The 11,450-nt window shown below is 48.2% G+C and carries 9 protein-coding genes; 1 reads left to right on the forward strand and 8 read right to left on the reverse strand.

The window, feature by feature from the left end; all coding sequences use genetic code 11:
* Positions 1-224 precede the first annotated feature (224 nt).
* From ABK01_RS08485 to ABK01_RS08510, 6 genes are all read right to left on the reverse strand, one after another.
* On the reverse strand, positions 225-1,256 hold the full coding sequence (locus ABK01_RS08485) for an N-acetylmuramoyl-L-alanine amidase (protein WP_212565069.1): 1,032 nt from the start codon (positions 1,254-1,256) through the stop codon (positions 225-227).
* Entirely contained in the window at positions 1,237-3,183 is a 1,947-nt protein-coding gene (locus ABK01_RS08490; RefSeq protein WP_253675324.1) for an ATP-grasp domain-containing protein, read from the reverse strand. The genes ABK01_RS08485 and ABK01_RS08490 overlap by 20 nt, the downstream gene beginning before the upstream one ends.
* The gene (locus ABK01_RS08495) at positions 3,176-5,911 is read right to left on the reverse strand and encodes a cytidylyltransferase domain-containing protein (RefSeq protein ID WP_253675325.1); all 2,736 of its coding nucleotides are present in this window, start codon (positions 5,909-5,911) and stop codon (positions 3,176-3,178) included. Before ABK01_RS08495 ends, ABK01_RS08490 begins: the two co-directional genes overlap by 8 nt.
* A complete protein-coding gene (locus ABK01_RS08500) occupies positions 5,908-6,882 on the reverse strand; it encodes a glycosyltransferase family protein (RefSeq protein ID WP_253675326.1) in 975 nt (324 codons plus the stop codon). The genes ABK01_RS08495 and ABK01_RS08500 overlap by 4 nt, the downstream gene beginning before the upstream one ends.
* Positions 6,845-8,422: a spiro-SPASM protein gene (locus tag ABK01_RS08505; RefSeq protein ID WP_230974371.1), complete on the reverse strand. Its 1,578-nt coding sequence runs from the start codon at positions 8,420-8,422 to the stop codon at positions 6,845-6,847. Before ABK01_RS08505 ends, ABK01_RS08500 begins: the two co-directional genes overlap by 38 nt.
* Before the next feature lie 87 nt (positions 8,423-8,509).
* Complete coding sequence (locus ABK01_RS08510) at positions 8,510-9,520, reverse strand: GerMN domain-containing protein (protein WP_253675327.1); 1,011 nt, start codon at positions 9,518-9,520, stop codon at positions 8,510-8,512.
* Between the two features lie 119 nt (positions 9,521-9,639).
* Between ABK01_RS08510 and ABK01_RS08515 the strand changes: the two genes are divergently transcribed.
* Entirely contained in the window at positions 9,640-10,320 is a 681-nt protein-coding gene (locus ABK01_RS08515; protein ID WP_253675328.1) for a helix-turn-helix domain-containing protein, read from the forward strand.
* 98 nt (positions 10,321-10,418) lie between these two features.
* Here ABK01_RS08515 and ABK01_RS08520 read toward each other — a convergent pair whose 3' ends face one another.
* Positions 10,419-10,856, reverse strand: a complete 438-nt coding sequence (locus ABK01_RS08520; RefSeq protein ID WP_016524040.1) for a response regulator — start codon at positions 10,854-10,856, stop codon at positions 10,419-10,421.
* A 14-nt stretch (positions 10,857-10,870) separates the two neighbouring features.
* Complete coding sequence (locus ABK01_RS08525) at positions 10,871-11,335, reverse strand: chemotaxis protein CheX (protein WP_006188200.1); 465 nt, start codon at positions 11,333-11,335, stop codon at positions 10,871-10,873.
* Positions 11,336-11,450: the final 115 nt, after the last annotated feature.

Raw genomic sequence — 11,450 nt, forward strand, 5'->3', positions numbered from 1 at the left:
AGATATTTTTTGAGAATCCCCGCAGAAAAATGAGGCCGTTCAACCAGAGTTGAACCTCTTCGCGGTTCAAATGGTTGCCCAACCTCATTTTTCTGCGATTCTTATCTATTTGTCTGATGCGATTACCCTGCTTTTAGCAATAACCCGCACGAAATTTTCGAAAAAATTTCGTGCAAAAGGAAGGCAACCGCTCCAAATATTTGAATGCGTTTGCCTAGTTTTACCTATTGTCTCTCAAATCGAGAGATAAATGCAGTGAGTCCATTATATATTCCTTGCGCGCATTTTTGCAAGTAGGACGGGGTATTCAGGCGTTTTGCTTCTTCGGGGTTGGTTACGAAGCCCAGCTCGATGAGTACGCTCGGCATCTTCGCATTCCGCACGACAAACCATTCCTTTTCTTTTAAACCGCGGTTTTTGCTCTCCTTCCCGATCTGAGCTTCCAGTCCGTCCGAAATATTCTTTGCAATTAAAATACTTTCCGTAGAAAATTCTTCTTCAAGCATAGAGTTTAAAATATGGGCGATTTCTTTTGACGTAGTATTTTTATCGATTAAATCACGCCGATAGTCGGGAGGCAGATACCAAACCTCAAAACCGTACGGTTTATTATTAAACGGAGACGCATTTGCATGAATTGAAATATATAGGATAGCTTCATTTTTTTTCAGTGGAACATTATTGGCCATCTCAATCCGCTCCGGCAATGTAGGATAGGTATCGCCCGAACGGGTAAGAAGGATTTTTTTATCGGGATAGGTTTTACGCAGCATTTCATATAACGAAAGCGAAACCGTTAACGCGATCTTCTTCTCGTAGACGGGGATAGTTTTACCGTTTTCAACGTAAGAACCGGTCGTACCGGGATCTTTTCCGCCGTGACCGGGATCGATGAGGATGGCGCCGACACGGAAAAACGAGCCGGTATCAAACTGCTTAAAAAAAGTCTCCAACTGCGTAAAGAGCGCTGCGGGGAGCTGCGGTTGAGCATTTGATTCCATTTGAGGAGCTTGAACGATTACCGTTTCACGGTAATCTAAAAACATCAGCGGCGTACCAATCCGGCACTGCGCCGTATGATCACCGACCGTGAACGTGATTTCCTGCGAAAGCGGATCCCATGTGAGGTCGGCGCCGAGCGTTTTTGCCACATCAAGAGCCGATACGGTTTTCTCCGCAGCGAAAGCAGGAGCAATACTCAATAAGAGGAAAACACCGGCAATAAAAAGTGCGCTGTTATGCCTTTTCGCAGTCATACCAATAGAGTAATCCTTGTAGTCCGCCACGGATAAGCGCTTTCCAATATCCGTTCTTCCGCTGCATAGCCGATGAAATCGAAATACAACCAGACGCCGGAGCGGAGCCATAGGCTTCCGCCGGAGACACAACACTCACCGCAGAATTTTCCGCCGATTCGGAAGCGCACAATATTGAAGCAAGCCCCGGCTCTTCTGCAAGCGCTTGACACAGCAGTTCACGGAGCGACCTGCCTTGCAGATCGCGAGCAGTACCTAACGCTGCAACTAAAAAGTCCGGCAGTACAAAGCCTTCTTTTTCTTGGTAAACGGAATCCGCGAGTAACCGGTCGAAAAAAACACTCGAATCTACAGAACAATCTGCGACACGTTGAAGTTTTCTATCCGCAGCGGGATCCGCGGTAAGCACATCTACGCTTATTCTTGCCACAGCAGAAGCCGCAGTAAGCGCATCCGCAGCTACCTCTGCCGCGGCACTAGCAAGCGGCTCCGTAAATTGCAGAAAATTCGGCGGAAATATTTGCTGTTCTGCAGGAGAATGCAGCTCTGCCAAGAAAGCATCGGTTTCCGCAACATGAGGAGTAAGCCGCAGTACAATTTTACGGCAGGCTGTCTCGCTTGCCAGCACCGCTTCCCGGCGGCTCAGCGCAGCGCTCAGTACATTGCCGCATTTTTCCACATTGTTCTGCGGGAACACCACCGTATCGCCTACTCCAACACGGGGAAATACATCTTTGATGAAGGGCGCTGCGCGTGCGGCTTCCAAGCCGCTGACGGCTGCCACCTGCCCGGGAATGGAAATCCATGCCCGCTCCGCAGACACAAACGGACAGTTTTGCTTGAGCGGGATAATGAAAGAATCCTTCCCGCAGGTGTGCAGCCGAGGCGAGCCGCCGAGTGCAAGGGTCAACGCTGCCGCCGTAATATCCAAACCGCAGCTGTAAGGAACCGTCCAGCCGGACATGTAACCGCCGGAAAGGCGGGCGGCGATCTCTCCGACAAAGGCCTTACCGCCACGCACCAGAATGTCGCCCTTCACTGCTCCGTCGGTTAAGCCGAGCGCGTAAACGCCGCGTTCAAACACCGATATAACCTCATCGGCAATTTCTTGCGGACACTCCGACGGGATGGTATGCCCCATCTCGATAAAATACGGAGGAAAAAAGATATGCCGGTCGGCAAGCGCTGTGATGTACAGCCGCCCGCCGAAAACCAGCCCTTCAATCGAAAATTCGCTTCCTTCTATATATTCTTCAACGATGACGCGCCCGCTCCGCGAATACCGCAATGCGGTCTCCGCAGCTTCCCGTAATCCGGACAAATCTTTGACGAGCGAACACCCGCGGGCGCCCATGTTATCGACGGGCTTTACCACCAGAGGGAAGCGTCCGGCAAGTTCGCCGAGCCGCCGTTCAAGTGCATTAGTTACGGCTGTAGCTGCACCCGCATTGCTATACCGGACATTATCTGTTGCATCTAAACGATCAGTCGGAGCTGCAGTACTTGAAGCAACTACCGCCGAAGATGCAAGGTCGGCGGTGGTCATCTCAATAAAAGCAGGGGATGGTACGCCGGCTTTACGGAAACATTCACGCATCCGCACCTTGTCCGTCGCATTGAGCGCCGCTTCGAGCGTGTGCCCGCGCAAGCCGCAGGCAGCCGCGATAGCGGCAACTGCGGCTGAGAAATCCGTCGCGGCGGTAAACACCGCATCAAGTCCGCCGTTTTGCTGCAAATACCGCGCATAGTCGATAAGGCGCGCGGTATCTTTTAAGTCGATACATACGAACTCATCGGCTTCCGTTGCACACACCGCGGACGGATTTCCGTCGGCTGCAACGACAGTGCAGCCGAGCGCGCGGGCAGCGCGTATCGCAACGCCTTGCATAAAACCTGCGCCGAGCATAAACACTCGTTTTTTAGTCATCAAACGCTCCCTGCTTTACCGCATAAAGCTCCATACTGTCGCCAAGTTTAAAGAGCTTACTGACCAACATCAATATATTCCAGCGGAAGCCGCCTTTTTTTATCTTTGCTGCATGGGGGAACCGCTCCGGATGATGCCCGATGGACACAATCTTCTTTACAGTGAAACCGTAGCGTTCCAGCTGTTTTTTTGCCTGTCGCCTATCCCAGATGGTATAGTGGTCTGTCGGGCTTTGCGCAAAAAAGAGACGGCGGTTCCACCGACCGGTAACGCCCGACAACGCAGGCGTGGAAAAAGCAAAAATTCCACCTCCAATCAAAAGATCGGAAACCTTTTGTAGCACCGAATTCAAATCCTGAAAATGCTCAATAACAAACCACATTGTAACGGCAGAAAAACCGCCTGATTCAAGCGGAATACTGAGCGACTGGTTATGCTGTTCGGTAAATGTTTTTTCAACCGTAAAAGGAAACCGTGCCGGAAGTACCGGAAAAGGCGCCTGACAAGCAGGAAGCTGGAGCATCTTACAAACATAGTGCACAGCCTCCGCCGAAATATCGGTACCGACGGGATTCCAACCGGACTCCTTTGCAGCCGCAAGGAAGGGGCCATAAGCGCAGCCCACATCGAGAATCCGTTTCGTCCCGTGATGTAGGCCTTCAAAAAGCGATTCTTCCTTGCCGCCATTAAAGACCTTCGCATAGATTGCATTAATGATCGACATCCGCCGTAAGCCCTGCCGTTTAATCGATTCAAAGTCTTCCAGATAGGTCTTACCGTACTGAGCTTGATATTCTTCAAAAAAATATTGTTCGCTGTAGTCTTTTTTTTCTGCGGCGATAAACGACGGATAGTACATCCCGCAAACGGGACAGCGCGAAACGGTTTTATTCTCCGCCCGACCTTCGGGTGGGAGCGGAGACTGCTCGTCGCAGAGCGGGCAGCGGTGCGCGGTTGCCATAGAAAGCTTCAAGATAAAATCGGCAAGGCTTTTTTCTTTTGACTGAGGTGTAACAATCGATGGAATACCGATACCTGCCTTGAACAATGCTTTAATATCCTGAACGACCGGTATGCCGACGGGCATCGTTGAGAATCCCGCATTGAGTCCCAGTCGATAATGATAGTCAGTCGGAGAAACGAGGATAACGGCACAGCCTGCAGCGAGCGCTTCAAAGGCGGTAAAGCCATAGTGCGTTACAATGATGTCCCATTCGCAGAGCCTGTTCCTCAAGTTTTCCAAATAGGGATACACATAGAGATTCACCTTCTTCTGGGAATATTTTTTTTCATTAGGCTCAACGACGGAAACTTCAGCGCCGAGTTCGGCGAACATATAAGCAAGCGGAAGCCCCATGTGAGCAGCATCTTCTCCGCCGCAGACAATCAAGAGCTTTGCATTTTCAATGGGGAAAAAATATTTCCCGTTCTTTTCGTATTTTTTTAAAGCGCCGTCCCGCTTCCGCTTTTGCGGCAGTGCAATAAAGCTCACTTCGGTAATATTTGAGCGAAGCGCTTCGCCCGCTGCGGAGTGATCAGGAGCACGTGCAGCATGATCTATCGTATGTTCGGAGCGATCGACAGTACGGTTCGATACAGTATGCGAGGAATTTGAAGTCTTCGGCGCATCCGGCGAAGACTTCGGCGCCGATACGTCAGTCAAGTCAATGGAATACGGCAATGTAGGAAGAATATCGATCAGATAGTCGGCGTATGCTCTCCCCTCCCCGCCTTCATCCAAGGCAACGACCGGCGCAATTTTTTTAAGCTGGCGCACTTCTTCCGCCTGCGTTCTAAAATTATCGAGGATAAACACACACGCTTGTTCGGGAATTTCATTGACGGTTTCAATACACCCCGCCTTCTTAATGATATCCTGCACAAACGGAGGCTGAAATGAATCGCTGAGATACAACACGGAGCGCAGCTGAGGGGAGAGTTCTTGCATCAACGTGCAGGCACGGCGGAGATGCCCCGTCCCCTGCCCTTCCCGTACCGACGGAACGAAAACGGCAATTCGGCCGGCGTAACGGCACGCCTTCATCACTGCGGAAGAAGACGGAGGCATTGCGGTCTTTTCCCGCTGCAGATACTGCATCATCAATTCCGCGCGGTCAAAATCCTCTTGCGTATCTACCGTTGTCCGCAGATGCGGTGCATACCATTGCAGCGGGGCGGTTTCCTTTACACAGATAAAAGTATCGGTATGCCGATAGAGGGCGGGACCGACGTGTTCATGATCATACGCATCATCGGTGAGCCGCTCTGCAGTAAGCAAGCTCTTTGCCTTTAAAATTTCGACACCGCTGCCGTGCGGAAGACCGGTATAGGTAAAGTAATCAGGCTCTCCCAGTTCCACAAAACGCTTAACGGAGGCTTCGGCGGCTTCGGTAAATAAAAAAGGATTATCACCCGTTGCACGGATAACCGTCGTAATGGGACGAAGCGAAGTTTCAAACTGCTTTACGACCGAACAAAAACGGCCGAGTACATCGGATTCCGAACCGCTGATGAGGGTATAATGAAATTGCTCTGCAAGCGAGGTAAACTCGGCAGCCGAAGCGTGATCGCAGGCAAGGATGTACCGCTCCGCAGGAATCTCCCGCATTGCTGCAAGCGTATAGCCAAGCAGCGGCTTACCGCAAAGATTCAAAAGCGCCTTGCGCGGCAGCCGTGAAGAATTAAGGCGTGCTTGTACGACAACGGCAACGCCTGAATAAACGCTCATATAAAAGGCTCCCAATGCTCTATTAATGCACGGGCGGTGGTTGTAAACCGGTTTTTATTCAGTTCAGTCCACCGCCGTACGGCAGAAAAATGCTGCCATGCATGCAGCGGGTTTAAACCGGAGTTATGCAGATAGCTCCAGAATAACTTAAAAGGAATAGCCGCCGTGCCGCCCGTCAGCTCCGGCGCAAGATTCTTGAGATAAAACTGCCGGTACGAGGCATCGGTAGAAATATTTTCAGGCGCCGGTTCTCCTTCATAGTGAATCCTGAACGAAGTAAATATCCGGATCGACTCCCCCCAGAGGTGAGCGCGAAAGCCGAGATCAAGATTTTGCCAATAAGGATTCTGAATGGTATAATCAAAACCGCCAAGCTGCATACACTTATTTCTACTATAAATTCCCATAAAATCATAGGGATAGATAGTGGCTGTCTTATTTTTGATGCAGGGGAATTGTTCGGTCGAAAATCGGTTCCCGCTCAGACTGGGAACCATCTGATTGGGAACCGCTTCTCCCCGCACATTCGCCAGCACGGGCGCCGCGCAAAACAAATGTTCTTGTTTAATCTTTTCAAGTACCCGTTCGGTAAAACTCCCCGGCGGAATGTGCGTATCATTCCATATCACCATAATATACGGGGCAACTGTTTCTGCAAAACCGATATTGATCATCTCCCCGACAGTGAGTTTTTCTTGCGGGAATAAAAATCGTACGTGCGGAAATTTCGCGGTTAAGGTTTCCATATCGCCGGCATCGGGGCTTGACTCTATCGAAATAACGGATGTAAATCCTTCAGCTAACAGTTGCTCAAAAAAGAGCTGCCGATAATATTTTCTACCACGGTTAAGCACAATAACGCAGAAATCTTCCGACTTGTTCTGCCCCCGATACTGTATACCGCCGATAATAGTATGTGAAACTTTCCGCTCGTTAAAAGTTGTAGGTATAATATTCGTCACAATGTTCACACACCCCCTTATAGCAGGATTGTATCTGCTCACGGTAAAACACCTGTCCGTTTTCCCAAATCGTTTCGAGCGGCATCGTAAAGGCATTGCCGAGGACAACCGACCGATTGACATCTTCTTTACAGAGCGGAACGGTTCCATCCGTGCAAATAGACATATCCCGCTTGAGGTGCCAACAGGGATGCCGCTTTAACGGAGAAATGTCGGCAGGGCGGCGGTCGGGAAGAGTCCCGCAGAGGTGATCGTATTTTTGGATAAGCGGCTTTGCTTCCCGTTTTTCCCATAACCGGTAAAAGGACTCCAATTCCGCTTCATTTTCATTCATACGCGTCATCTGCACCCACACCGCTTTGGGAAAAACTTTTGCTAATTGATCCGCAAAAGTTACGGCCTGCTTCAAATAACGTTCGGCATCCTCATCGGAAAGCTGATGAACTGCACCGTATGTTTTTGACCCCGCCGCATCGATATCGATAATCCAGTAAATCGGCAAGCGCCCGCCATCCCTCGGCGGCACATCCCTGCAAAGTTGAGCGAGTTGCTCAAAATATTCAAAATTATATGCCGTTTTGTCCGCGATGCCGCTCGTTTCTATCAATATCGAAAGGTTTTGATGATTCAGTATCAGCGCTACAAGTGTTGCAAAACGAGGATACAGGAGCGGCTCCCCGTAGAGCGACAGCGAAATTACTGCGCTTTCGGAAAATGAGGCAACCGCATCGATGAGCTGAGCGGCGGCTTCAAAATCCATATAGCAAGAATCATCAAAGTTTTTAGGGAACAGATTCGGACGATAAATAGAATGTAAAGGATGATAAGCGACTATCTCCATACCGTAATAGGCAGGCAGCGGCCGCAGGAACTCTTGCCGCTCGGCGATATATGCGGCATAATTTTCCGCTGTGATGCCGATAAACTGCCGACACAAGAGCCATGAAGCCTTGGTATCGGTATAAAAAGCGAGCCTGAGGTACCGCACATCATCAGGCGCAATCATCGTTTCCAAGTCGTAAGAGTTTATGTCTTTTTTAATAGTATCAAACAGAAAAGAACGGCTGAGCGGTACCTCCGCTGCAAAAGGAAGCGCCGCTAATATGGGGACAAGCCCCGCTGCAACGATTTGCGGAAGCAGCCCCTCAGGATACCCATCGGCAAAGCTGTATTCCGCCTTATAGGTACAATGCTGACCATAAAGCTGTGCCGCCCCCGCATTGTCTAAAAACGGAGCGTCCGCCCACGCAATAAAGATATGATCTGCTTCCGCTGCAAAAGGCGTAAGCGCCTTAAAAAAGGCGGCAGCGGTATTCTCTGCAACCGGAACAACCTGCACCGGCGGTAGGGCGGAAGGCTGAACATCATCGCAGTACTTTTGAATTGCAGCGCATTGCGCTGCTGCTGCGGTTATAATAGTACCCGCGTAATCGGGGAAACGGCTTGTACGCTCCAGTGCGGAAGCAAGGGCGGCACCTCCGCCTTGGGTAAGCGGCCGCAAAGCATAATCGGAAATACCGTTTGCAGCCAGCACAACAAAAGATTTCATACTCTCCAATATCGGCATAAAAGCATCTTCGGTAAACCGCAGGGCATCCTCAAAGCTCCGGTTTTTAAAAGATGCACGGGATTCAAGTTAGAAAGAAGCACGCGAAAGCGGCGAGCCGATCCACACGCCCTCTGCGCCAAGATATTCCTTTTTTTGCCCTTCGATAAGGAACTGCACCGATTTCACAGTCGAAAACTCCGTTGCCGTGAATACTACCTGCAAAAGCTGCGCTAAGGCGCCATCAATACCATATTGGTTAAACTGAAATTCCTCGCTCACATTGATAAAGGCGACACCGTCCTTTACCCATGCGGAACGGAGCTTGGTGTCGGGCGGAATAAGCGTCCGTACTCCTTGTTTTAACTCAGCCACGGTAGGAGCGGCAAAAAGAGCTTCGAGCGCATCACTCATCGGTGCATCTGATTTAGGCAGTAAACGGGTCGCACTTTTGGGAATGAGTTTCCCGTCCGCATCTACCCGTACCCAATAGATAACCGCTTTTCGTACCGCTGCCGGTTGACTTTTAGCGGTATCCGGTTTTGCCGACGTAGCTGCCTGAGGTTTCTGTGCTGATGAAGGAGCGGGTTGCGCAGTTGCAGCAGTATTGCGCTGCGAAGTCCGTTCATCAGCCGGTTTTGACGTTGTCGGACTCGGTGCAGCTGTTTGCCCGTCTCTTTGTTGCGGATTAACCCTGCTATTATTTTCAGACTGAGGTTTCTTTATTTGCTCATTAGTGCGCGTATTGGAAGCTGCGGACTTTGCCGGTACAGCAGGCCGCTTATCAACAGATTGCTGCTCGGCACTTTGCTGCGGTTTAGCCGGTTCGGTCTTTACATTCGGCTCAGGTTCTTTACTGCCGTCACCCGTTACCGACACGCCATCCACACTATCTTCTTTAGATTGAATTTCGGGCAGTGCCTGTGGAGCTTCTTGCAGTTGTTCAGTTTTGTCTTTTAAGAATATACTCTTTGCATTCGTTTTCTCTAAAACAAAAGAAATCGTGTCTTTATTCAAGAAAAAAAGCACGGCAATCAATAAAATAAATACAATCCAAAAAAGACAGCCGAACGATATTTTTCTTTTTTTACGTTTTGCCATACGGTATATCATACGATACTTTATAGACCGTATGCAAGTAGGTAAAAGCAAGAGATAAAGTTTTGACAATTTTCCGATAAACGATTGAGCATAACGGGTATTCAACCGAAAATAAAAATATGAGAGTGCTTTTATATGATCAAAACCTGCAAAGAAATAAAAGTCTCCACCGGTATCTCGAAGATGCCAACATACAAGTTACGGCTGCTTATTGCTTAAAGGATTTGCTTTCCAAGTTCAAAAGTCCGTCACTCAAAGTTTTGCTCATCGAACATAGCAGAATACAGCACTACAATATCGACATTGAAGAATTGCTCGACCGACTCGGCTTAACTTTTACCGTTATTGACTATACTGAAACGGAAACAACCTTTGATTTTACCGTTCATTACCTATCGGAATATTACTACTTTCCATTTACAACCGAAAAAGATAAAGAATTGATTAAAAAAGTTAAAAAGAAACTTCGCAAGTATAAAAAACAAAAAGAAAAATTTGTATCGCAGACAGAACCTCAAGCCATCAATGCCTATTCTGCCAATGCAAGTAGTGTCAATCGAATCATGGAACATTTCTCGAAGAAACAAAAACAACTGATTACAAGATTATTAGAAAAGAAAGACGGAATAAGCGTAGAAGAAATTATTGAATTATTAAATGCAAAAACGGTTAAAAACAGCCAAAATTATGCGCAAACGCACATCTATCGGCTTAGAAATAAGCTCAACCGCCTACTCGGAGATGAATACATCATTTCATACAAAGATCACACATACCAACTGCTCTGTATTCATAAATGACAGCTGTTGTCAGTAACCACCCCCCTGCCGAGGGCATCTGCAAAAATCATATCTTACCGCAGATGATATATTTTCTACGGTAAGATATGGAATCTTCGTTATTTCGCTAAAACAGCAGCGATACGTTCAAGAACCTTTTTGCGATCGAGCGGTTTTACAATATAGTTTTTTGCTCCAAGCAGCAGGGATTTCTTTACCAACTCTTCTTTTCCGAGCGCGCTGATCATAACAACCTTTGCATTTTTATCAAAAGCCATTATCTGTTCAAGAGCCGTAATACCATCCATTTTTGGCATCGTGATATCCATTGTAACAAGGTCGACATTCGGACACAACTCTTTGTATTTTTCAACACCTTCAAATCCGTCAACAGCAGTTGCAATAACCTCATAGCCTTCACTGGTTAAAATCTGACCGATCTGTTTAGAAACGAAAATAGAATCATCCACCACCAGGACTTTATAAGCTGAACCATCAGCTCTTACGCCACCCGGGGCACGTTCGTTAATAGACGGAAAATCTTGTTTAGAAATCATAGCCTACTCTCCTCTTATGCTCTGTCGCGAATAGCAACGTTTATTTCAACTTTACCCTGCGCCGTTTCCATCGGTACGATCAATGCTTCAATATCACTGCTCGATATTGACATATTATCACCGGTGAAAAGAGCTGGCGGGGTTAAATCGAATTTAAACCCAAGATCATGCAGCTTCGTTACTGCTTGTGCGGTAATGAGGTTTGCAAGTTCCGTGATCGTTGCACGCCCCAATTCATCAAATTCGGTGAACTCTTCCTGATTCATCGTCGATGCAATCTTTAATGCCGTTTCCGGTGTCATATCAAAAATAACACGGCCTTCAACATCACCGGCCAAACCTACAATTGCCGCAACACCCATTACAGGCATACAAGTAGATTTCAAATACAAGTCACCGCGTTTAACTTCACCGCCGAGCACTTGCACTAAGATATTATAGGCAGCTTCGCTAAACGGATTGATATACTCTACACGCATCAAAATCTCCTTCCGAAAAAAATTAAACGAACAATAACATCCGTTACGGTACGAGGTCCGTTTTCAGTTTTATACAAACTGTGCATGACAGCCGTTATAAAACGGCTACCAGCCC

The organism is Treponema sp. OMZ 305, from assembly GCF_024181325.1.
Taxonomy (GTDB): Bacteria; Spirochaetota; Spirochaetia; order Treponematales; family Treponemataceae; genus Treponema.